Genomic DNA, 23,334 nt, shown 5'->3' with positions numbered 1-23,334 from the left:
GCGGACGCCCTGCATCAGCGCGGCGCGGTCGACAGCCATTTGAGCAGCATTTCGTAGAGGATTTCCGGCACCACCGGCTTGCCGACGTGATCGTTCATGCCGGCTTCCTGGCAACGCAGCCTGTCCTCGTTGAAGGCATTGGCAGTCATTGCCAGAATCGGCACATCCCGGTTCAGCGATTCGGCACGGATCGCCCGCGTCGCATCGACCCCGTTCATTTTCGGCATCTGCATGTCCATCAGGATCAGGTCGTAGCGACCGGCCCGTGCCAGGCACAGCGCCATCTCGCCATCGTCGGCGAGATCCACCTTGCAGCCGACTTCCTCAAGCAGTCCGCACGACACCTCCTGACTTATCGGCTCGTCTTCCACGAGCAGGATGCGGGCGCCGGCAAACTCGCGCAACAGGCGGCTTTCCGCACTTTCCGGGGCGGGCAGCGGCAAGGGCGGGGCATTGCTGGCGGCCTTGCCCAGGCAGACGGTGAACCAGAAGGTGCTGCCCCGTCCCGGCTCGCTATCGACGCCTATTTTGCCGCCCATCATTTCAACCAGGCGCTTGCTGATCGTCAGACCAAGGCCGGTGCCGCCATACTTTCGCGTCATCGAGCTGTCGGCCTGTTCGAAGGCGGCGAACAGGCGCTCGCGTTGTTCGGCAGTAATGCCGATGCCGCTGTCCGCAATTTCAAAACGCAGGACCACGCCCCCCGGCTTGTCCTCGAGCAGATCGACTCCCAGGGTGACTCCACCCCGTTCGGTGAACTTGACCGCGTTGCCGACCAGATTGAGCAGGACCTGGCCAAGGCGCAGGTTATCGCCGAGCAGTGTGCGATCCAGCACGTCCGGGGCGGCCCTGACCTGCAGGCTCAGCCCCTTCTGTTCGGCGGACAGGCCGACCAGGCTGACGACGTTGTCGAGCATACGGTCGAGCTTGAAGTCGGCCACATCGAGGACCAGGCGATCCGCTTCGATTTTTGAAATATCGAGAATGTCGTTGATGATCAGCAGCAGACGGTTGGCCGACTCCCGCGCCATGTCGAGCTGGTGTTGTGCCTTGGCATCGCCGACCCGGCCACGGACCAGCTGGATCATGCCCATGATTCCGTGCATCGGAGTCCGCAATTCATGGCTCATGTTCGCCAGGAAAGCCGATTTGGCGCGGTTGGCCGATTCGGCCGCCTCCTTGGCGAGCAACAGGGTCTGATTGAGTGTTGCGAGGTCGACATTGAGTGCCTGGATGCGCTGTTCCGACCTGGCCCGCTCCTCGACCTCGACTTGCAGTTGCTCATTGCTGCGCCGCAGGTCGGCCGCCTGCTTTTCCAGGCTGTCGGTATGCTGCTGCAACTGGGCTGCCATGCCGCTCATTGCATCGAACAGGGAGGCGACTTCATGGATAGGACTCGCCTGGCCAGCCTCGATCTGCCAGCGGCCGGCAACCAGCCGGGCGGCGGCGCGCGACAGCTGAATCAGCGGCCGGGACACCCACTCGGCGGCGAACAAGCCGATCAGAACGCTGAACAGCATGACCATCAGCACCAGATACATGACATTGCGCAGCATGCTGCTGACCAGGCCATCGAGGCTGTCATTCGGGACAATGACCCCGATCGTCAGTTGTGGCCCCTGTTCGAGCTGGTGCCTGCGCCAGTCGATCAGATATTCCTTGCCATCGAGCGTCACCGGCACCGTTCCCTCGGGTTGTCCGGCATCCTTCAGGGCCATGCCCGCAGCACGGAGCAGCGGGTTGCTGCTTCCGGCGAGATCCAGGCGGCTGCTTTCGCCGCTCTTGCTGCGGTTGACCGTATCGAACGATGAGGTGGCCAGCAGCTTGCCGTCATTCTCGGCAATGAAGGCCACGCCATTCGAATTGGCGGTCAGTTCGCGCAGGAATTCTTCCAGCTGCGACAGGGCCACATCCGCGGTCGTCACGCCGATCAGTTTGCCGGAGGCATCGTAGAGCGGCGCCGACATCCCGACGCCCCAGGTGTCATAGGCGCCTTCGGCATCGTTGATGACGTACTTGTAGGCCGGATACCAGGCCATGCGCCCGGCGCTGATCGCGGCCTTGTACCAGGGGCGGGTGCGCGGATCGAAATTGCTGTTCCCCTTGCCCAGCAGCGAGGCCGGCCGGATCGCATCGTCGACACGATAGATGTGCAGGGCGCCGGCATCGGCATGCCGGACACGCATCATGCGCAAGCCCTTGTCCGGACCAAGCGGCGGGCGGCTTCCGCCGTAGTATTCGCCATCGGCCAGACCAACCGAAATGAAGGTCAGCAGGGGCTGCTGGCGAATCTGCAGCAGGAAGCGCTGCATCATCTGCTCGCGCGCATCAACGCTGAGCAGACCAGCCCGTGCCTGTTCGACATTGAAGGTGACGACGCGCCGCGGCACCTCGAAGAAGTCGCTGACCCGGTCATGGATGCGCTCGCCGAGGGCACTGGCAAGCGACCGGGAAAACTGCCCGGACGACTGTTGCGCATTGAGATAGGAAAGCCAGCCGCTGATCGCAATGATAGGCAACAGGACCAGCAGCAAGGCGCCGAGCAGAAAGGTGCGCAGACCGATCCGGCCCTTGCCTGGCAGATCCCGGACAGACATCTCCCCCGTTGCGGGCTGCAGTCCCGCGGCGAGCAGCAATTGCCGCCGCCGGGCGAGCCACCAGAGGACGGCAATGAGCGTGAGCAGGAAGCCGATGCCGCGAATCAGCCAGGGACGCAGGACATCGCCTTCGCCACCCGGTTTGGGCATGGCCGCCAGATGCCATTGCCCGCCCGGCAGGCTCAGATCGACGGCAACATGCGGCTGCTTGAACAAGCCGGGATCGCCGTGGAAAACCTCGCCCTGCGCCCCGGTACCGTCGCGTCCGCGCATGGCAACGACAAAGGACATGGTCGGGCCAGCCAGCCCGGCATCGGCCAGCAATCCGGCGAAATCGATGGCCGTCGATACGACCCCGGCAAAATCGCCCGGCTGGCCATCGGCACGCGCCGGAAACAGCGGGGTTCGCGCCACCAGACCAGGGCGACCGCTCTGCACCAGACTGATCGGCCCGGCCACGATCGTTTCCCGTGCCTCGATGCCGCGCTGCAGGCTGGTCATGATGTACGGACGATTGGCGTAATTCATGCCCATCACGGCCTCGTTTCCCTTCACCGGAAAAACGAAAACGACGTCCAGCTTGTGTGACAGGGTGACGTTGATCAGACGCGGATGCGCTGCCAGCAAGCGTCTGGCGACGGCATCAAGCACCGGCTGATTGACCGACAGGTCGGGCGGCAAGGCCGCTGCGAAGTCGTAATTGACCTGCAGGATGGTGCCCAGATTCCTTTCCAGGCGCAGTGCGGCGCTGCGCAGCTGGGCTTCGATCCGCTTCATTTCCGCCTGCTCGCCCAGCTGGTGATCGTAGCGCTCACTCGCGAAGGTCAGCAGGCATCCCAGCACGACGATGGCAAGCACCTGCAACCAGGTCGTCACAGCAAAGCGGTGTTGCGTTGCCAAAGCGCGTGCTCCGGGATTTAGCGAAGGCTCAAGAATAGCAGCAGACACCCGCCTTGAGAGGTGGCGTTATCCCTGAGTCCGCGCGAAATGGCCACTCATTGCCGAGTCAGACCGGCACCTTCGCCTCGCCATGTGCGCCGAGCCGCAAGGAGAGTGCTTCGGCGTGGCGCAGCAGGCTTTTCACGACATCGCCGTCGGCGCGCGTATCGAACATGCCCTGCACGCCGACCACCAGCACCGACATCGTGATCTCGTTCTTGAAATTGAAGACCGGTGCCGCCACCGCCTCGACGCCCGGCACCCGGTGGAAACCGTCGGTGGTGGCGAAGCCTTTGGCGCGGATGTCGGCGAGCATGGCCTCGATGCCACTCTTCGTTTTGAGCTCCGGCGGCACGTCGACCGCCTTGAGCTCGGCCGCAATCAACGGCGCCACTGTCTTCTTCGGCATCCAGGCGGCAAAGACACGGCCGGTCGCCGAAGAGAGCAGATCAAGCACGGTGCCGGTAATCACGTTGACCGTGATCGGCCGGCGCGGCCGCTCCCAGCGCACGATGACCGGGCCGCGGTCGCCCCAGACGGCGAGCGCCGTGGTCTGGTTGATCTCGTCGCGCATCTCGGCGATGGCGTTGAGGCCGAGACGCACGCGGTCGAGACGATCGAGCGCGACGAGGCCGATATTCATCGCAAAGGGGCCGAGGTCGTAACGCGAAGTCATCGGGTCCTGCTCGACCAGACCGGCACGGATCAGACTGACCAGGTAACGGTGCGCCTTGGAGGGCGGCATCTCGGCCGCCGCCGCAATTTCCTTGAGCATCATCGCGCGCTGGCCATCGACCATGGCGCGCAGAATACCCATGCCGATCTCCAGTGACTGTACGCCGTGCTTGCCATCCGCTTCGTCGATCATCTCGCCCCCCGAGTTACGTTATTCGAAACTGATTCTATAATAATGCACTTCAGTCCAAAGCGAGCCTACTTCATGTCCCTGCGTGTTTATGCCATTGACGGCATCGTCCCGGTGGTCGATCCCACTGCCTACGTGCATCCCAGCGCCGTGCTGATCGGCGACGTCATCGTCGGCCCGGGCTGTTACGTCGGTCCCTGCGCCAGCCTGCGCGGCGATTTCGGCCGCCTGATCCTGGAAGCCGGCGCCAACCTGCAAGACACCTGCGTCATGCACGGCTTTCCCGGCACCGACACGGTGGTCGAAGAGAACGGCCACATCGGCCACGGCGCCGTGCTGCACGGCTGCCGCATCGGCAAGAATGCACTGATCGGCATGAATGCCGTGATCATGGATAACGCAGTGATCGGCGAAGCGAGCATCGTCGCCGCCTCGGCCTTCGTCAAGGCCAGCCAGGTCGTCCCGCCGCAGGTACTGGTCGCCGGCGTGCCGGCCAAGGTGATCCGGCCGCTGACGGAGCAGGAAATGACATGGAAAGCGGACGGCACGCGCACCTACCAGGAACTGACCCGGCGCTGCCTGGGCAGCATGGTCGAAACCGCACCACTGACGGCGGTCGAAGCCGACCGCAAGCGCATCGAAATGCCCGATGTCGTGCCCTTGACCGAATTGAAGGCGCGCGGCTAGAAACTCAGGCGGCGCGCTCGAGCGGATCGTATTGCGGGAAGCGCTCGGCCAGGCTGGCATCCTCGGCCGGCACGCTGCCGTCGGCGAGGCACAGCACCTGGTCGAGATGGCGCGCCGAGAGCGGCTCGAGGCGCTTGTACAACTCCTTGCACAGCAGGCGCGCCTGCTGCCCCGGCCAGTCGAACGGCAGCAGCACTTCCGGCAGTTCCGGATCGCGCAGCAGCAGACGGCGGTAATCGTGAATCAGCAGCGTGCGCAGCAGGAAGGCATCCTGCTCGCTGACTTCGCCCAGCTGATCGTGCTGCAAATCGGTCAAAATCGGCTGGTAGACCGCCACGAACGCGGCATAAGCCTCGGCCAGGGCACCGAGATCCCAGGCCCGGCGCACCAGATCGGAATCGCTTGCCGACTGCGCCGAGCGCGAATCGGCGGCAAACAGCGGCAGCAAGGCGCCGAGCGCATCGCCCAGACCTTCGGCGATCAAGGCATCGAGCACGCTCGACAGCTCGGCGCTCGGGTGCACGAAACAATCGCCGCCCAGTGCGCCGAAACCCTGCCAGAACAGGGCGCGCCGCACCTGCTCGCGCACCTTGGGCTCCAGATCGCCAACGACCAGGATCAGCCGCCAGCGGCGATCCCAGAGTGGTGCATGCGAAGCGTAAATATGGCGTGAAGCTTCTTCGAAACGGCGCCGGCCGGAGGCGGTCAGCACGTAATCGGCACGTCGGCCGCAGGTTTCGGTACGCAGCCATTCTTCCTTGGCAAGGCGGAAAACCGAGGTGCGCACCAGGCGTTCGTTGAGTTCCAGCGGTTCGAGCAGGCGGATCAGGCTGCCCAGCCAGATGCGGCCGCCGCGCGGCAGGATGGCATCACCAAAGACGGAAATGATCAGCGAACCGGCCTGAACCCGGCGCTGCTGCCGGAATTCGTCAAGGCGGGTTTGGATGGAATTGCTCACGGGGGCTACGGCCAGATCGGAAGGTTCAACAGCAAAACCGGGAAGCCGGCCGACATCGAACGTCTGCTCCGCCCTCCCCGGCGTATCATTTTCAGCAAGGCGGAAGGATAGCAAAGTCGCCACCTGTTTAGCGAGAATTCAGGCCAAACCACCCCATTCGATACAAATACAAGCATAAAATTTAATTATTTGTAGCAGTTCAAGACCTCCCCGCCACAACGCGGAAAGATTGCCCCGGCGGCTCGCCCCGGCTAAAGTCGGGATATTCCCGGGCTGCCCGCAGCCGCGCCACAGGAAACACCATGAGCCTGCTTGAAAATTCACTGATCATCCTGCTGCTGATCGCCACCAGCGCCTTCTTTGCCGTCTCCGAAATCTCGCTGGCCGCGGCCCGCAAGCTCAAACTGGAACAACTGCTCGACGAAGGCGAAGCGCGCGCCGCCCGCGTGCTCGCCCTGCAGGCCCAGCCCGGCCACTTCTTCACGGCCGTCCAGATCGGTCTCAACGCGGTTGCCATCCTCGCCGGCGTACTGGGCGAAGGCGCCTACGCACCGAGCTTTGCGCAACTATTCACCCGTCTGGTCGAGCCCGACACCGCCCAGACGCTCGGCTCGGTCGCCTCCTTCCTGCTCGTCACGGTCGCCTTCGTGCTGGTCGCCGACCTCATCCCCAAGCGCATCGCCATCGTCGCGCCGGAAGCCATCGCACTGCGCATTGCCGGCCCTATGGTCTTCTGCCTGCGTCTGCTGACACCGCTGATCTGGGCATTGAACGGCATCGCGACGCTGGTCATGACGCGCCTCGGCCTGCCGGCAACTCGCCCGGAAGACGTCACACCGGAAGACATTGTCGCGATGGCCAACGCCGGTGCCGAAGCCGGGGTGGTCGCCCGCCAGGAACGGCAGATGATCGAGAACGTCTTCGAGCTGGAAATCCGCACCGCGCCCTCGACGATGACCGCGCGCGAAAGCATCGTCTGGCTGGAACAGGGCGACAGCGAGGAGAACATCCGCGCCACGATCAGCGCCCAGCCGCACGCCAAGTTCCCGGTATGCAACGGCGGCATCGACCATGTCATCGGCTATGTCGACTCGAAGGACATCCTCAGCCGCCTGCTCGACGGCAAGCCGCTGGCGCTGCATGGCGAGGGCCTGCTGCGCAACATTCTGATCCTGCCGGAAACCCTGACCCTGGCCGAGATCATCGAGCACTTCAAGGCGCAGCGCGAAGACTTTGCGCTGATCATCAACGAATACGCGCTGATCGTCGGCCTGATCACGCTCAACGACGTAACCAGCACGCTGATGGGCAACACCATGCTGGCGCCGGCCGACGAGCAGATCATCCAGCGCGATGTCGATTCCTGGCTGGTGGACGGCATGACGCCGGTCGGCGACCTGGAAACGGTGCTCGGCATCGAAGCTTTCCCCGACGACGAGCAGTTCGAAACCATCGCCGGCTTCATGATGTACACGCTGCGCAAGCTGCCGCGCCCGACCGACTCGGTCGAGCACGCCGGCTTCAAGTTCGAGGTCATCGACGTCGACAACCACAAGATCGACCAGCTGCTGGTGACGCGGATCAGGACCTGAAAAATGCCGAAAATCGACGGTCGACCGCTACAAGCCGGCGCCCGGCATTGTTCGCGCGGCGCAAGCCTACTAAAGTAAGGGCAACGCCGCTGCGTCAACCATCAGGAGCCAGCCCCATGCCGATCCGCCCCCATTTGCTTGTCCTGCTCGCCCTCGCCTGGAGCGCCGGCGTCCAGGCCGACATCTACAAATGCCGTACGGCCGACGGCAGCGTCGAGATTTCCAACACGCCTTGCGCCAGCCCGGCCAGCACGCTGAAAAGCCAACGCGACGAACCGGTATCGGAAGCACAGCGCCGCGAAGCCGAACGCGATGTGGCACGCATGAAGGAATTCGTCGAGAAACGCGAAGCGGCGCAGCGCGCCGACGCCGCCGCCGAGCGTGAAACGCAGGCTGCCCAGGCAGCCCAGGCGGCCGCATCGGCAAGTCAGGGCAATGCGCAGAACATCGAAGACTGTCTGCGCCAGCTCGACAGCCAGGCCGTTCCCCTCGGCCAGCGCTCCCAGATGGAAGCGGCCTGCCGCAGCGGTCGCCAGCCGGTCGTGGTGCCGGTCTACACCCCCGGCTACGCGCCGGGTTATGCACCGGTCTATGGCGGTGGCGGCAACGACTGCGTCAACAATGTCATGCGTCAGAACCTGCCGGCCGCCGAACGGCAACGCCGCATTGCGCAATGCCAGGGCGGCTCGATATCGATCCAGATCGGCGGCAGCCACCGCCCCGAACCCCGGCCGCAGGTGCCGGCGCCGGTGAAGCCGAGCCCGACACCACCGCCGGCCCCGACCATCTCGACGATACCCTGCACGGTCGGCAAGGGCTGCCGCTAACGTGGCAGCCCTCAGGCCGTGGTGTGTTGCTCGCCGTCCTTGCTCTGGCTGCCCAGGGTCAGTTCGGAGTTTTCGCTGAGCGCGAAGAAGAAGGCATCGACCGCCTTCGGTTCGCCGGAGGCGGCGAAGGTCGTCTGACCGCATTCACACTGGCCGACCCAGATCGCTTCGATGCCGCGCAGGCCGCGCGTGTCGACCGGGTGGATCTGCGTCACGTCGGCGCCGCAGCCGTTGCAGACCAGCTTTTCCGGCTTGCTGGCGGCGATTTTGGCCTGCGCCTGGGCAATGCGTTCGGCCTGCGAGCCGCGGTTTTTGGCTTGTCCCATGGGAATCCCCTGAATTTTCAAAGCGCGCAGGATAGCTGCCGGGCGCGCCGCTGTCGAATTCGCGGCGCTCTGTGGCACACTCGCCATGCTCGCCGCATGCCCACCGACTTTCCACCCGCACCCAGACCATGACCTCACTTCGCCCGCTCGTTCTCGCCAGTTTCCTGCTCGTCAGCGCCGCCGCCCAGGCCGCCACCGTCCAGCAGTTCCAGCCGCAGGGCAAGGTCGCCAGCCAGACCCGCGTCACGGCGCGCTTCAGCGGCCCGCTGGTGGCGCTCGGCGCGACATCGGCGCCTGCCCCGTTTGCCATCGACTGCGCCGGCATTGCCGGCGAGGAGCGCTGGATCGACGAGCGGACCTGGGCCTGGCAGATGGCGCGGCCGCTGCAACCCGGCGAGCGCTGCATTTTCACCCTCAAAAACGGGTTGACCGCTGTGAACGGCGAGGCGGTCAACGGCCGCAACCGCTTCGAATTCAGCGGCGCCGCGCCGCGTCCGTGGAGCCTGCGGCCGGCGCCCGGTTCCGGCATCGAGGAAGACCAGGCCTTTGTCATCAACGGCGGCGCCATGCTCGACCCGAAGTCACTGGACAACAACCTGTGGTGCGAAGCCGAAGGCGTCGGCCAGCGCATCCCGGCGCGGCCGGTGAGCAAGGACATCCGCGCCGCCGTGCTCGAACATGTCGGCAACATGGGCAGCGCGCCGCTCGTCGTCGCCTGCGCCGAGCGCCTGCCCAGCGGCAGCAAGATGAAACTGGTCTGGGGCAAGGGCATCCAGGCCAGCAACGGCACGCCGACCGAGAAGGAAGAAAGCTTCACCCACAAGGTGCGCGAGCCGTTCAAGGCGACGCTCAACTGCGAGCGCGAGAAGGCCGGCGCACCCTGCTCACCGCTGTCGGCGCTCACCCTCAATTTCAATGCGCCCTTCGATGCGAAGCTTTTGGCCAAATTCCGCCTGTTGACCGCTGAGGGCCCGCGCGCCCCGCTCGATCCGAATGCCAAGAACGAAACCCGCGAAAGCACCTTCCAGAGCGTGACTTTCCCCGGTCCACTGCCGCAGAACGCAGAAATCACCGTCGAGATTCCGTCCGGCATCAAGGACGACGCCGGCCGCCCACTCGCCAATGCCGCCAGCTTCCCGCTCAAGACGAAAACCGGCGGCCTGCCGCCGCTCGCCAAGTTCCCCGGCGGTTTCGGCATTCTTGAACTGAAGGAAGGCGGCCTGCTGCCGGTCACCCTGCGCAATGTCGAGGCGGCGCTCAGGACGGCCCGCCTGGCGTTGCCCGGCAGCCACCGCTTCAGCGAACAGCGCCTGACCGAAGACGCCGACGTGATCGCCGCCATGCAGGCCCTGGAAAAGTTCGAGCAGCAAAGCGGCAAGGTCCGCCTGCTCATCGACGGCAAGATGGAGGAACGCTACGACCCCTACTACGCCCGCGAACTCTCCTTCCTCGCCAGGCGCCCCGGCGTCAGCCGCCAGGACCTGCCCAAGCCGGGCGGCAGCAACGAATTCGAGGTGGTCGGCATTCCGCTGAGCAAACCCGGCTACCACATCGTCGAAATCGAGAGCCAGTTGCTCGGCACCGCGCTGCTCGCGACGCCCAAGCCGATGTACGTGCGCGCCGCGGCGCTGGTCACCAACCTCGCCGTGCATCTGAAAACCGGCAAGGACAACGCGCTGGTCTGGGTCACTGCGCTCGACTCCGGCAAGCCGGTGGCCGATGCCGTGATCGCCATTTCCGGCTGCGACGGCAGTTCGCTGTGGCAGGGCAAAACCGACCGCCTAGGCCGCGCCCTCGTCGAGCAGGCACTGCGCGTGCCGAATTGCCGCAACGGCAGCAACTTCCTGTTCGCCAGCGCCCGCCTCAACGGCGACTACAGCTTCGTGCGCTCGGACTGGAACGAAGGCATCGAACCCTGGCGCTTCGGCGTTGAAACCTGGGGCGAGACGGGCGAATTCAAGATTCACAGCATCCTCGACCGCAGCCTGTTCCGGCCCGGCCAGACGGCCTCCTTCAAGCACATCGCGCGCAGCCGCAACAGCCGCAGCTTCACGCTGCCCGAGCTGGCCGGCCTGCCCGACAAGCTGGTCATCCGCCACAACGAGACCGGCACCGAATTCACCCAGCCGATCAGCTGGGATGCGCAGGCCTCAGCGGTCAACACCTGGAAAGTGCCCGAATCCGCCAAGCTCGGCACCTACGAAATCGTGCTCTCCGGCGGCAAGCGCGGCGAAATCTACAGCGGCGAATTCCGCGTCGCCGACTTCCGCCTGCCGGTGTTCACCGGCAGCGTGCAAGGCGTGCCCGGCCGCCAGGTGGCGCCGACCAAGGTGCCGCTGGCGCTCGGCCTGTCCTTCCTGAACGGCGGCGCCGCGAAGAATGCGGAAGTCGAAGTCTCCGCCACGCTGCGCCCGCGCTGGCCGGTGTACAAGCATTACGAGGCCTACAGCTTCCAGCTCGGTTTCAACGACGAGGAGCGCGCCGCCTTCAAGATCGACGGTGACAGCGAGTCCGAAACCCTGATCCTCGACCGCCAGGCGCTGACCCTCGACAAGGCCGGCGCCGGCAAGCTCGACGTCACGCTGCCAGCCAAACCCAAAGGTCCGAGCGAGGTCTATGCCGAAATGAGCTTTGCCGACCCGAACGGCGAGATCCAGACCATCCACGGCCGCGTCGAACTGTGGCCGGCCGCGCTCACCGTCGGCATCAAGGTTGCCGACTGGGCGTCGAGTGGCGGCAAGAACCGCGTCGAAATCGTCGCCCTCGACACCGCCGGCAAGCCGCTCGCCGGCCAGCAGGTCAGCGTCAAGGCCAAGCGCCGCATCGACAGCAGCCACCGCCGGCGCATCGTCGGCGGCTTCTACGCCTACGAGAACAACAGCGAATACAAGGATCTCGGCGAAGTCTGCGCCGGCACCACCGACAGCCGCGGCCTGCTCTTCTGCGAACCCAAGGGCAGCGAATCCGGCTCGATCTACCTGCTTGCTGAAGCGAAAGACAACGCCGGCAACATCGCCCGCGCCGGCACCAGCTACTGGGTCACCGGCGCCGGCGACCTGTGGTTTGCCGCCGGCAACCAGGACCGCATCGACGTCATCCCGGAAAAGAAGGCCTACGCACCCGGCGACACCGCGCGCTTCCAGGTGCGCACGCCGTTTCGCGAAGCGACCGCGCTGATCTCGGTGGAAACCTCCGGCATCATCGAAACCTTCGTGCAGCCGCTGTCGCGCTTCAAGCCGATGGTCGAATTGCCGGTCAAGGCGGAATGGGGGCCGAACGTTTTCGTCTCGGTGCTCGCCGTGCGCGGCCGCGTCGAGCCGCTCAAGTGGTACTCGTTTTTCGACTGGGGCTGGCGTGAACCGCTGAGCTGGTTCAAGGAATGGTGGAACCCGGAGCAGCCGACCGCCATGGTCGACCTCGCCAAGCCCGCCTACCGCCTCGGCCTCGCCGAAATCGCCGTCGGCACCGAGGGCTTCAGGCTCAAGGTCGATATCAGCAGCGACAAGACCGACTACCGGCCGCGCGAAGAAGCGACGGTGAAGATCAAGGTCACGACGCCGGACGGCAAACCCGCCCCGGCCGGCACCGAAGTTGCCTTTGCCGCCGTCGACCAGGCGCTGCTCGAACTGCGCCCGAACGACAGCTGGAACCTGCTCGACGCCATGCTGCAAAAGCGCGGCTACGAGGTCGAAACGGCGACCGCGCAATCGATGGTGATCGGCAAGCGCCACTTCGGCAAGAAAGCCCTGCCGCCCGGCGGTGGCGGCGGCCGCGCCCCGGCGCGCGAGCTGTTCGACACCCTGCTCAAGTGGCAGCCGCGCGTCGTGCTCGACAACACCGGCAGCGCCACGCTCAAGGTGACGATGAACGACTCGCTGAGCGAATTCAAGCTGGTCGGCATCGCCACCGCCGGTGCCGGCCTGTTCGGCACCGGCAGCGCCAGCGTCAAGACCAAGCAGGACCTGCAGATCATCTCCGGCCTGCCGCCGCTGGTGCGTGAAGGCGATACCTTCAAGGCGCTGCTCACGCTGCGCAACGGCACGGCGCGCCAGATGGTCGTAGCGGTCAACGGCAAAAACGGGGCCAATTTGCTCGCCGCGCAAAAACTCACGCTGGCCCCGGAAAGTGCCGGCGAACTGAGCTGGAACATCAGCGCCGCCGAGGGTGTGAGCAGCCAGCAATGGGAATTCAGCGCCAAGGAAGAAGGCGGCAATGGCCAGGACACGCTGCGCATCACGCAGCAGATCGCCCCCGCCGTGCCGGTCACGGTGCAGCAGGCCAGCTTCACGCGCATTGCCGGCAACTTTGAAGTACCGGTCACGCCGCCGGCCGGCGCACTACCCGGCAAGGGCGGGCTGGAAATCAGCCTGTCGCCCAGGCTCGCCACGCCGCCACCCGGCCTCAAGCGCTTCTTCGAGGAATACCCCTTCGGCTGCCTGGAACAGAAAACCTCGGTCGCCGTCGGCCTGCACGATGAAAAGCGCTGGCAGGACATCGCCAACACCCTGCCCGGCTACCTCGACAACAACGGGCTGGCCAGCTACTTCCCCGGCAGCGGCGGCAGCGCCACACTGACCGCCTACCTGCTCGACCTGGTCACGCTGGCTGGCTTCACGCTGCCCGAAGACAGCCGTCAGCGCATGCTGCAAGGCCTCACCGCCTTTGTCGAAGGGCGCATCAAGACCAGTGAATGGGCGCCCGGCGACTACTCGCTGGCGCGCCGCCTGAACGCGCTCGCAGCCCTCGTCCGCCAGGGCAGCAAGCCGACCCGCGCCGCCGCGGCGCTGGAAATCGACCCGCTGCGCCTGTCGACCGCTGCGCTGATCGACTGGGTGCAGATCGCGCGCGCCCTGCCCGAGCTGCCGCAACGCGACAAGAAACTCGCCGACGCGAAACAGGAGTTGCGCAACCGCCTCAGCTACGCTGGCAGCCGCCTCGTCTTCACCAGCGAGCGCGACGACTACGGCTGGTGGATGATGCTCAGCGCCGACGCCAACGCCTTCCGACTGATCGAAGCCATGCTCGACGACCCGGACTGGAAGGACGACCTGCCGCGCCTCGTGCAAGGCGCCATGGAACGCCAGGTGCGCGGCCGCTGGCTGACCACCACGGCCAACGCCTGGGCACGCGTCACCCTCGACCGCTTTGCGCAGAAATTCGAACGTGAACCGGTGGCCGGCACCACGCAGGCCAGCCTCGCCAAGGCAAAAGCCGAACTCGACTGGAAGAAGCTCGCCGCCGGCGAAACCGCCGCGCCGCTCAACCTTCCCTGGCCAACGCCACCGGGCAAGGACGACAAGCTGAACATCAGCCACCAGGGCAGCGGCAAGCCGTGGGCGACCATCCAGCTGCTCGCCGCGATTCCCGACGGCCCGGCCCGCGCCATGGGCTACCGGATCAGCCGCAAGGTCACGCCCATCCAGGAAAAGGCGCCGGGCAAGATCAGCCGCGGCGACCTCTGGCGCGTCACGCTGACCGTGGATGCCGACAACGACATGACCTGGGTCGCCCTCTCCGATCCGATCCCGGCCGGCGCGCGCATCATGGGCGACGGCGACGGCCGCGACTCGGCCATCGCCGGCCTCGGCGAAAACCGCAGCAGCCGCGGCATGTGGCCGACCTACGTCGAGCGCAGCTTCAGCGCCTTCCGCGCCTACTACGCCATGCTGCCGAAAGGCCGCTTCAACATCGAATACACCCTGCGCCTCAACAATGCCGGCAACTTCGCCCTGCCGCCGACGCGCGTCGAAGCGATGTATGCCCCTGACGTTTTTGGCGAAATGCCGAATGGAAGGATCGTCGTGGGCGAGTGAATGCTTGCGCCATATGCAGCGGTCAATTAACCTGACCGTTCCTCCTTCGTCGTCCGGAAAACGATGACCGCTGCACCACCCCGCCCGACGCTGTCTCCCGAATACCTCGACAACGCCCGCATCCTCACTCAACTGCCGCCCGGCGCCCCCGGCACCGGGCCGCTCGTCGACCGCTACGGCGACGCCCTGGTCTGCATCCGCCAGCGCCTCGACCCGCAACAAAAACGCAAGCTGACCACGGTCGAAATCATCGTCGAAACCCAACCGGCAGAACCGGAACCCACCGCCTGGCTACGCATCGGCTACGGCGAAACCGAGCTGCGCGAACGCGTCAAGAAAGCGGGCGGGAAATGGCATCCGGAACACAAACTCTGGCAACTCCCGCTGAAAACCGTCAAGGCACTGGGGCTGGAAATGCGGGTGGTGGCAGATGCCTAGATATGGAAATTTGTTGATGTCCAGTAATGGAAAGATATGTCCGGATTTGGCTATTAATGGCTGGATTTGGTTTTTTACTATGACGTTTACTTCACGTTAGGCGCCAAGGAGAATTCTGTGCCATTTGAAATACAACCATGGGCAAATATTTCCGCAAACTATAGAGGCACAATTATTCTTGGAAACGGCGCTAGCATCTCTGTTAGCCCACGATTTGCCTATGCTTCCCTACTTCAGCATGCTTTAAACAACGGCCTTCTGCCAAACGATGTCCAACAATTATTTGGCTTCTTTCAAACCAATGATTTTGAGTTAGTCCTACGTCTCGTTTGGCAAGCGTCAAACGTAAACAGAGCACTACAGATACCTGATGCAATAACTCACAACGCATATATCAGGGTACGCGAAAGCCTGATACAGACTGTTCGCGATATACATCCAGAATACAATGATATCTCGGATCAAATACCAAATATTTATGACTTCCTAAAGAGATTCGATACGGTCATTTCGCTCAACTATGACTTGATTGTCTATTGGACGATGACGTATGGATTGGATATACGCGACCAACATTCATTTAAAGATTGCTTCGTGAGTGGTTACTTTGATGAAAACTGGCAGAGATTCCGCCAATCAATTGGCTTTCACGACAGAGCAATAACACTAGTTTTTTACCCGCATGGCAGTCTAATTCTTTGCAGAAATGCCGTTGAGCAAGAATCAAAAATTAATGCTCAAGGAATTGGATTGCTGGGGTCAATACTTAATCTCTGGAAGAGCGAGCAAGTTATTCCATTATTTGTCAGCGAAGGCACTGCCTTTCAAAAAATTTCCGCCATCCAAAATAGCTATTATCTTTCAACTGTATACAGAGAAGTATTCCCAGCCCCCAAAACAGACCTTACAATTTATGGCTGGGGCTTAGGAGAGCACGATATCCATATTTTACGAAAGATGACAAATACTGGGATTCAGCGCGTAGCAATATCGGTTTACGGAAATGACCAAGCTTATTGCAATAAGTCTTATCAAATCGTAAGAGAAACCTTAGGACCACATATTCATGTGGATTTTTTTGATTGCGATAGTAATGGCTGCTGGAATCATGGCGCCTAACAAGTCAATCAACCGGACTCGCTAAAGCGATCCGGTTATTTCCAACGTTACGCATTCAGAATATCCTGATTACTAAACCACCAGAACCGCAAATCATGAAAAACAATTCCATGAACAAAATCACCAAGACTCTGCTTGCCATCATTATTGGCTCAGCGACGCTTACATCATCCGCAATCGCAGGGCCTGCTACAGAGGCATTAAGCACTTGCCTGTCTGACAACACCACAGGCAAAGAGCGGAAGGATTTGGCCAAGTGGGTATTTATAGGTATGTCGGCGCACCCGGACATGCAGGACCTCTCGAATATTACCGATGCAAACCGTGAAGAAGCGGATCGCATGTTGGCCTCGATAGTTACGCGCCTGATGACGGAAAACTGTAGATCGCAAGCAAAATTGGCAATGGAGAAAGAAGGTGCTGCATCCTTTCAATCTGCCTTTGCCGCTATTGGCAAGTTAGCCATGCAGGAGTTGATGTCTAATCCAAAAGTAAATTCTTCATTTACCAATTATTCAAAATACCTTGATATTAACCCGGCAATCCAATAGGTTCATTACGCGGCATATTGGATTTTTCGGTGTCTAAAATAGGACATAACCCGTTTTGGGCGATTCTGTATTTTCATCATTGCACCTCGCACCTTTGATTCCAGTTCATCCCGATTCCTGGCAGGCTTTCCGCCATGAACCAAGGCCTTCAGGTCGCAATTCAGATACTCGTCCGGATTGAGTTCCGGGGCGTAGGCGGGCAAGAAGAACAACTCAATGTGCTCGGTATGTTTTTCCAACCAGTCCCGAACCTTGTTGCTGTGATGCACTCGCAGGTTGTCGAGAATCAAAAACACTTTGCGTCCAGCATCACGAACCAGGCGTGCAAGGAATCGAATCAGGACAGTGGCCGTCATCGTTTCCCGATAGAGCATGAAGCGCACTTTCCCCTGGTTGGTGACCGTGGAGATCATGTTCGTGGCAAACCGGCTGCCGGGCACCCTTTGAACAGGTGTTTTTCCCGCTGGCGCATAGCTCCGGCCATGTTGGCAATCGCTACGGATGCCCGTTTCGTCACCCCAGTGAATCTCCGCCCCTTCGTCCTTGGCGCGCCGGGCGATGCGTGGGTAACTCTCCTTGAGCCAAGCCTCCACCAATTCAGGTTTCTGCTCATAGGCCCGCTTCAACGGCTTCTGCGGTGTAAAACCCCAGCGCTTGAGATACTCACCGACCGTCCGAATCGGCATGTCGATCTTGAAACGACGATGGATCAACTCCTGAACTGCTGCCCGTGTCCAGAGCGCGAAGGAAAGCTTGAGTTGGTCAGGCATTTTCTCGCTGATCAACTGCTGCACTGCCCACTCCTGTTCCACGCTGAGTGTGCGTCGCTCACCAATCTCCGTGCCTCTTTTGCCGCCTTCTACCGCCGACTTGAGGCCTTCTGCCTGGTAGCGCGACCACCAATATTGGACCGTACGGGAATGTACTCCGACCGCTAATCCAATCTCGGCAAATTCGCGTCCGTTCATTCGCATGCGAAGCGCTATCTTGCGCTTCTCCTTTTGTTGCTCTGGCCTGAGCTTGCGGGCATCTTCTTTATCCATGCAAATATCATAACATAAACGCCCTATCTATTTGCCAGGTTAATACCTACAAGATCAATTCCGCATTTTCAAACAAATAAGACCGGCCCCAAAGCCTCCCGCCATGGACATCCCCCGAATATTCAACATCACTGAAAGCGCGCACCGCATCCATAACCCGATTACGCCCGACAAGCTCGCCACGCTCGGCGCGGCGCTGCGGCTGGAAGCGGGGGCACGAGTGCTCGACCTCGGCAGCGGTTCGGGGGAGATGCTGTGCACCTGGGCGCGCGATCATGGCGTGACCGGCACCGGCGTCGACATGAGCCAGCTATTTACCGAGCAAGCGAAACGCCGCGCCGAAGAACTCGGCGTCGCCGATCAGGTCGGGTTCATCCATGCCGATGCGGCCGGTTATGTCTCCGACGAGAAGGTCGATATCGCAGCCTGTGTCGGCGCCACCTGGATCGCGGGCGGATTTTCCGGCACGGTAGCGCTTCTGGCGCAGAGCCTGCGCCCCGGCGGGATCATCCTCATCGGCGAACCCTACTGGCGGCAGTTGCCGCCGACGGAAGAGCTTGCCCAGGGCTGTCTTGCCCACTCGATCTCCGACTTCCACACGCTGCCGGCACTGCTCGCATCCTTCCGCGAGCTTGGCTGTGACGTCGTCGAAATGGTTCTCGCCGACCAGGATGGCTGGGACAGGTACGAAGCGGCCAAATGGCTGACCATGCGCCGCTGGCTTGAAGCCAATCCCGACGACGAGCTGGCGCCAGAGGTGCGCGCCCAGCTGACCTCAGAACCAGAGCGCTACGCCACTTACACGCGAGAATATCTGGGCTGGGGCGTGTTCGCGCTGATGTTGCGGTGAAGGGGTCACGGCACGATGACGACATGGATGCTATTTTTCTACAGCGTCGAGGGGGATCTTAAAGGAGCCATGTACTTTGTTGAACCTTGGTAATCCGTGCTCGGGGTTGCGCAAATGAAGAAGCGTCATTTCGATCGCTCAAGGTTGATGCCGGTAGTACTTCTCTTCCTGTCCGTACTTCCCATCATTTCTTCAATGCTGGCTCCCGCCGACCATACAGGCCGGGGAGTCATATCGAACTTTCTCGACAGCCCCTACTACCTAATTGCCTTGTTCATTCTCTATTTCGTCGTAATCGGCGTGATGAGTTGGGATGGAAGTCGAGCGTCACGAGAGAGAAAGAAGGCCAATGAGGCACTTGCGTCAATCGACCTCCAATACAGAAATGGAGACACGCTTGCGGTAATCAAAGACTGCGAGGAGCAATTGACCATTTACCCAAACGACGCTGCCCTTCATTGGTATTTGGCGCTAGCTGCTTATGCTCAGAAAGACTTCCAAGTTGCGCGCCCGCACTTTCTTAAGGCAGCGGAGATTGATGCTCGATTCGAATCTGCGGTCCAGCCATTTCTGGAGAAAATGCTGTCGGAAGTCGCTTCAGAGGCAATTCACCAGCAGCATCTTCATTAGTAATGAACCGGACCTGCGCGAAAAGCCGCATAGGCTGGCAATCTTCCACATTATTTTTCTAAAAATATGCCTATCCCTCTTAAAGCTCTCATCGTCATTAGCGCACTAGTTCTGACCGGATGCGCAGCAACCGTTGAACGTACCTCGAAATCAGAGAGCCGACTAGCAATCAGTCAAGGTGCTGCTAAAAGCATTGTGCTGACTGTTAGTGGCTCTGATCTCGCAACAACGTCGGAAGACTGGGAAAAGCTTCGCCAGGAATGGCGGGAAGCAATGAAAGATGCGGCGGAGAAACATGGAATGGCAATTTCATATCAGGAATCAAGCGCCGAAGTGCCGCAAAAGAACCAGACACTCGTCGTCATCAAGGTCATTGATTACCGCTATGTCTCGCAGGGAGCTAGATTCATGTTCGGAATCATGACAGGGAACGCATTTGTTGATGCAGACGTATCGTTCTTTGAATTACCGAGCAAGACACCTGTCGGCACACGCAACTACAAAACATCATCTTCGGCAGGTGGCGGCATTTTCGCCCCGATGATCAGCAAGCAAATCCAGAGTATCTCGGGTGAAATCGTGCGGGAAATCACTCATAGGCAATGATGGCCATAGTAAAAATAAAATTGACCAGATCAAATTAAAAATTATTGTGGTTTTTTAATCAATCGAAGTTGTTCATTTTGACTGCCTCCGGCACGCGGCGCGCGCTCAAGCGCAATGTCACACTGCATCTCCCCAGACCGAGTCACGCATAGAAGCGCGTGACTCGGCGACAACGGATTTATCCGCGCCATTTTTGCTTTTCACCCGTTTTTACCGGTCGACCGCCAAAAAACCGCGTTTTTCCACCGTCGACCGATAGCGCCCTAAGCCTTCCTGATCGTCGGCAGAAACGCCGTCAGCAGACCGATCAACGGCAGGAAAGCGCAGACCTGGTAGACCGTTTCAATGCTGGTCGCGTCGGCCAACTGGCCGAGGAGTGCGGCGCCGATGCCGCCCATGCCGAAGGCGAAGCCGAAGAACAGGCCGGAGATGGCGCCGACCTTGCCGGGCATGAGTTCCTGGGCGTAGACCAGGATGGCCGAGAAGGCCGAGGCGAGGATCATGCCGATGATCACCGAGAGCACACCGGTCCAGAACAGGCCGACGTGCGGCAGGATCAGCGTGAATGGCGCGACACCGAGGATGGACACCCAGATCACGCGCTTGCGGCCAACCCGGTCGCCGATCGGGCCGCCGAGCACGGTGCCGGCAGCAACGGCGAAGAGGAAGGCAAACAGGTAGAGCTGCGCGCTGCCGAGTTCGAGGCCGAACTTGTCCATCAGGTAGAAGGTGTAATAGCTGCTCAGGCTGGTCATGTAGAAGAACTTGGAGAACATCAGCAGGCCGAGGATGGCGAGCGACCAGCCGATCTGGCGCCGGGTCAGGCCGTTGTCGACCTGCGCTTTCATGCGCTTCTTGAAGTTGGCAACATGGTGGCTGGACCAGCGCCCGACGAAGCTGAGCACGACGAGGCCGATCAGCGCGAACAGCGAGAACCAGGCGGCGCTGCCCTGCCCGTACGGCACGATGATCAGCGCGGCGAGCAGCGGCCCGATCGCCGAACCGAGGTTGCCGCCGATCTGGAATACCGACTGCGCTAGGCCGGGCTGGCTGCCGGCCGCCATGCGCGCGACGCGCGAGGATTCCGGGTGGAAGATCGAGGAGCCGATACCGATGGTCATCGCCGCCACCAGCACGGCGGCGAAGCTGCCGGCCTGCGACAGGAGCAACAGGCCGACCAGCGTGAAGCCCATGCCGAGCGGCAGCGAGTAGGGTTTCGGGCGGTGGTCGGTGTACAGGCCGATCAGCGGCTGCAGCAGCGAGGCGGTCAGCTGGTAGGCGAGCGTGATCAGGCCGATCTGGCCGAAGCTGAGGTTGAGGCCGAGCTTGAGCATCGGGTAGATGGCAAGCAGCACCGACTGCATCATGTCGTTGAGCAGGTGCGAGAAGCTGATCGCGGCAATCACCGGGTAGGTGGTGGCGTTCAGGGCGTCCGGCGCGGCGGGTGTGGCGTCGGCGGTAAGTGTCTTTTCCATTGGGGTCTTTCAGATTACTGGAACGCCAGTCTAGAATGACCGATCCCAGCATGTCCGGACAGAAAATATCGTGAATTGGACAATCGCCGGCCCGACCATGAGTTGCGGCCATGACGACCAGCATCAGACCCTGCCCCACCCGGTGACCGCCAAGGCGCGCAATTACCGCGGCGGCGAAACGCCGGTGCACAGCCATCTGCGCGCCCAGCTGATCTACGCCGGCAGCGGCGTCATGCGCGTCGAAACCGAGGCCGGCAGCTGGGTCGTGCCGCCGGTGCGCGGCGTGTGGATTCCTGCCAACACGCCGCACCGCGTGATCATGCTCGGCCCGGTCGAGATACGCACGCTGTACATCCGCCCCGACGCGGCGCCCGACCTGCCCGACATCTGCTGCCTGCTCGACGTCAGCCCGCTGCTGCGTGCCCTGATCCTCGCCCTGCTCGACGAACCGCTCGCCTACGACCAGGCCGGCCGGGCCGGCCAGATCGCGACGCTGGTGCTGAGCGAACTGCGCTTTCTCAAGATCCCGGCGCTGCACCTGCCGATGCCGGCCGAGCCGCGCCTGCACAAGCTGTGCGAGGAACTGGTCGACAACCCGGAGAGCCGCGCCACCCTGGAAACCCTGGCCGAGCAGCAGGCGACGAGCAGCCGCACGCTAGCCCGCCAGTTCCAGCGAGAAACCGGCATGAGCTTTCGCCAGTGGCGGCAGCAGGCGCGCCTGGTCGAGGCGCTCGGCCATCTGGCCAACGGCGTGCCGGTCGCACTGGTCGCGACCAAGCTCGGCTACCGCAGCGCCAGCGCCTTTACCGCGATGTTCAAGCGCACCCTGGGCATGGAGCCGCGCCGCTATTTTTCCGGGGAAGCGGCCGGGTCAGCCGCCTGATCGCTGGCTCAGGCCAGGCTTTCCAGCCAGTCGAGCAACTGGCCGGCGGCGTCTGGCCATTGCGGGTCGAGCATCAGCATGTGGCCGGCGCCCTGGATGATCACGGTCTTGGCATTCCATGACGCGGCGGTGAAATAAAGCATCGAGGCCGGAAAGACCTGGTCGGCCGAGCCGCCCATGACCAGCGCCGGGATTCTCGCGCGGCCGCGGGCACGGCGCAGCGGCGAGGTGACCATTTCGGCGACGGCCTTTTCCGATTCGGGCTGGATCAGCGGCAGGTATTGCAGCGTTTCTTCCGGTGGCATGGCCGGCGAAAAATAGACGCTGGCCATGGTGCGCATGGTTTTCTCGCTCGCCGTGCCGTTGACCGCATTGGGCAGCTCGGCAAAGAAATCAGGCATGGTCAGCGCAAAGCGGCTGGCCGTGCCGGCCGTGCCCGTGGACGGCACCGGCGCCAGGAAGGCGACGCCGCGCGCCGTGCCCTGCTCGAGAAAACGCTGGCTGACCAGGCAGCCCATCGAGTGGGAAATCAGCACCGGCGTCACCGGCAGTTGGGTCATCGCGGCGACCAGATCGTCCACGTAATCGTCGATGCCGAAATCGTCGAGATGCTCGCGATCTTCCGGCTTGCGGCCATGCCCGGAGAGGTCGAGCGCGTAGCAGTCGTAGCCCTGCTCGACAAAATAGGGAATGAAGCGCACATCCCACAGGGAGGAGTTGCTGTAGCCGCCATGCACGAAGAACAGCGGCGGCCGGCCGGCGGTTTCACGGGCCGGATGAAAGTGAAGACTGGGCATCAACATCGAAAAATCCTGACAACAAGAAGCAAGACGCCAATTTAACCCGGTTTCGTGACAAATGCCTTGCAGCCTCGCCCGGAAAGCCTTGGCAATGAGCGGCCGGCAAGCGCATGCCGGGCACCTCGCGAGGCCGATGCGCTCAGGTGCCAGCCCCCTTCACTGGCATATTCCGGCCTCGCTGCCGTGCGTCCCGAACGGCTGATTTCCGCCTGCCAGCCGGCGTCGACCGGCGCCGCCCGGAGCGGAAGCAATGTCATGGAAATGTGTATTGAATTAGTGCCTTATATCCAGTACGAATCTGGTAAATTACCTTTCCATGCGAAATATTTACAAAA

18 protein-coding genes are annotated in these 23,334 nt (G+C 62.1%); 11 read left to right on the top strand and 7 right to left on the bottom strand.

Features of this window, described 5'->3' with window-relative positions:
* Nucleotides 1-14: 14 nt before the first annotated feature.
* Nucleotides 15-3,497 carry an ATP-binding protein gene (locus KI612_RS07150; RefSeq protein ID WP_226443127.1) on the bottom strand — a complete coding sequence of 1,161 codons (3,483 nt, stop codon included), beginning with the start codon at nucleotides 3,495-3,497 and terminating at the stop codon, nucleotides 15-17.
* Between the two features lie 106 nt (nucleotides 3,498-3,603).
* Nucleotides 3,604-4,404, bottom strand: coding sequence for an IclR family transcriptional regulator (locus KI612_RS07145; RefSeq protein ID WP_226443126.1), 801 nt, complete (start codon nucleotides 4,402-4,404; stop codon nucleotides 3,604-3,606).
* Nucleotides 4,405-4,476: 72 nt separating this feature from the next.
* On the opposite strand from KI612_RS07145, the gene paaY reads away from it, so the two are divergent.
* The gene (paaY, locus tag KI612_RS07140; RefSeq protein ID WP_226443125.1) at nucleotides 4,477-5,088 is read left to right on the top strand and encodes a phenylacetic acid degradation protein PaaY; all 612 of its coding nucleotides are present in this window, start codon (nucleotides 4,477-4,479) and stop codon (nucleotides 5,086-5,088) included.
* Nucleotides 5,089-5,092: 4 nt separating this feature from the next.
* On the opposite strand, the gene paaX is transcribed toward paaY, so the two are convergent.
* Entirely contained in the window at nucleotides 5,093-6,046 is a 954-nt protein-coding gene (gene paaX, locus KI612_RS07135; RefSeq protein WP_226443124.1) for a phenylacetic acid degradation operon negative regulatory protein PaaX, read from the bottom strand.
* Nucleotides 6,047-6,348: 302 nt separating this feature from the next.
* On the opposite strand from paaX, the gene KI612_RS07130 reads away from it, so the two are divergent.
* On the top strand, nucleotides 6,349-7,638 hold the full coding sequence (locus tag KI612_RS07130; RefSeq protein ID WP_226443123.1) for a hemolysin family protein: 1,290 nt from the start codon (nucleotides 6,349-6,351) through the stop codon (nucleotides 7,636-7,638).
* Between the two features lie 116 nt (nucleotides 7,639-7,754).
* Nucleotides 7,755-8,465 (top strand): DUF4124 domain-containing protein, encoded by a 711-nt coding sequence (locus KI612_RS07125; protein ID WP_226443122.1) that lies wholly within the window; start codon nucleotides 7,755-7,757, stop codon nucleotides 8,463-8,465.
* A gap of 11 nt (nucleotides 8,466-8,476) precedes the next feature.
* Here KI612_RS07125 and KI612_RS07120 read toward each other — a convergent pair whose 3' ends face one another.
* Complete coding sequence (locus KI612_RS07120; protein ID WP_226443121.1) at nucleotides 8,477-8,791, bottom strand: hypothetical protein; 315 nt, start codon at nucleotides 8,789-8,791, stop codon at nucleotides 8,477-8,479.
* A 128-nt stretch (nucleotides 8,792-8,919) separates the two neighbouring features.
* Here KI612_RS07120 and KI612_RS07115 point away from each other — a divergent pair, with 128 nt between their 5' ends.
* The 4 genes from KI612_RS07115 (at nucleotide 8,920) to KI612_RS07100 (ending at nucleotide 16,712) form a co-directional block, all read left to right on the top strand.
* A complete protein-coding gene (locus tag KI612_RS07115) occupies nucleotides 8,920-14,604 on the top strand; it encodes an alpha-2-macroglobulin family protein (protein ID WP_226443120.1) in 5,685 nt (1,894 codons plus the stop codon).
* Between the two features lie 63 nt (nucleotides 14,605-14,667).
* Nucleotides 14,668-15,042, top strand: coding sequence for a hypothetical protein (locus KI612_RS07110; RefSeq protein WP_226443119.1), 375 nt, complete (start codon nucleotides 14,668-14,670; stop codon nucleotides 15,040-15,042).
* Between the two features lie 117 nt (nucleotides 15,043-15,159).
* On the top strand, nucleotides 15,160-16,161 hold the full coding sequence (locus KI612_RS07105; protein WP_226443118.1) for a DUF4917 family protein: 1,002 nt from the start codon (nucleotides 15,160-15,162) through the stop codon (nucleotides 16,159-16,161).
* A 110-nt stretch (nucleotides 16,162-16,271) separates the two neighbouring features.
* Nucleotides 16,272-16,712, top strand: coding sequence for a hypothetical protein (locus KI612_RS07100; RefSeq protein ID WP_226443117.1), 441 nt, complete (start codon nucleotides 16,272-16,274; stop codon nucleotides 16,710-16,712).
* 5 nt (nucleotides 16,713-16,717) lie between these two features.
* On the opposite strand, the gene KI612_RS07095 is transcribed toward KI612_RS07100, so the two are convergent.
* Entirely contained in the window at nucleotides 16,718-17,755 is a 1,038-nt protein-coding gene (locus tag KI612_RS07095) for an IS630 family transposase (protein WP_226440294.1), read from the bottom strand.
* 103 nt (nucleotides 17,756-17,858) lie between these two features.
* On the opposite strand from KI612_RS07095, the gene KI612_RS07090 reads away from it, so the two are divergent.
* The 3 genes from KI612_RS07090 to KI612_RS07080 all read left to right on the top strand — a co-directional run bounded on the left by KI612_RS07090 (nucleotide 17,859) and on the right by KI612_RS07080 (nucleotide 19,841).
* Nucleotides 17,859-18,605, top strand: coding sequence for an SAM-dependent methyltransferase (locus KI612_RS07090; protein WP_226443116.1), 747 nt, complete (start codon nucleotides 17,859-17,861; stop codon nucleotides 18,603-18,605).
* A 114-nt stretch (nucleotides 18,606-18,719) separates the two neighbouring features.
* Nucleotides 18,720-19,235: a tetratricopeptide repeat protein gene (locus KI612_RS07085; RefSeq protein ID WP_226443115.1), complete on the top strand. Its 516-nt coding sequence runs from the start codon at nucleotides 18,720-18,722 to the stop codon at nucleotides 19,233-19,235.
* A gap of 66 nt (nucleotides 19,236-19,301) precedes the next feature.
* Nucleotides 19,302-19,841: a hypothetical protein gene (locus KI612_RS07080; RefSeq protein ID WP_226443114.1), complete on the top strand. Its 540-nt coding sequence runs from the start codon at nucleotides 19,302-19,304 to the stop codon at nucleotides 19,839-19,841.
* Between the two features lie 263 nt (nucleotides 19,842-20,104).
* On the opposite strand, the gene KI612_RS07075 is transcribed toward KI612_RS07080, so the two are convergent.
* The gene (locus KI612_RS07075) at nucleotides 20,105-21,316 is read right to left on the bottom strand and encodes an MFS transporter (RefSeq protein WP_319002993.1); all 1,212 of its coding nucleotides are present in this window, start codon (nucleotides 21,314-21,316) and stop codon (nucleotides 20,105-20,107) included.
* 70 nt (nucleotides 21,317-21,386) lie between these two features.
* Here KI612_RS07075 and KI612_RS07070 point away from each other — a divergent pair, with 70 nt between their 5' ends.
* On the top strand, nucleotides 21,387-22,199 hold the full coding sequence (locus KI612_RS07070; protein WP_226443113.1) for an AraC family transcriptional regulator: 813 nt from the start codon (nucleotides 21,387-21,389) through the stop codon (nucleotides 22,197-22,199).
* Between the two features lie 8 nt (nucleotides 22,200-22,207).
* Here KI612_RS07070 and KI612_RS07065 read toward each other — a convergent pair whose 3' ends face one another.
* Nucleotides 22,208-22,996 carry an alpha/beta hydrolase gene (locus KI612_RS07065; RefSeq protein ID WP_226443112.1) on the bottom strand — a complete coding sequence of 263 codons (789 nt, stop codon included), beginning with the start codon at nucleotides 22,994-22,996 and terminating at the stop codon, nucleotides 22,208-22,210.
* Nucleotides 22,997-23,334: the final 338 nt, after the last annotated feature.

Origin of the sequence: Quatrionicoccus australiensis (assembly GCF_020510525.1) — a bacterium.
Taxonomy (GTDB): Bacteria; Pseudomonadota; Gammaproteobacteria; order Burkholderiales; family Rhodocyclaceae; genus Azonexus; species Azonexus australiensis_B.
The sequence above is the reverse complement of the archived record's forward strand: the minus strand, read 5'-3'. Positions and strand labels throughout refer to the sequence as shown.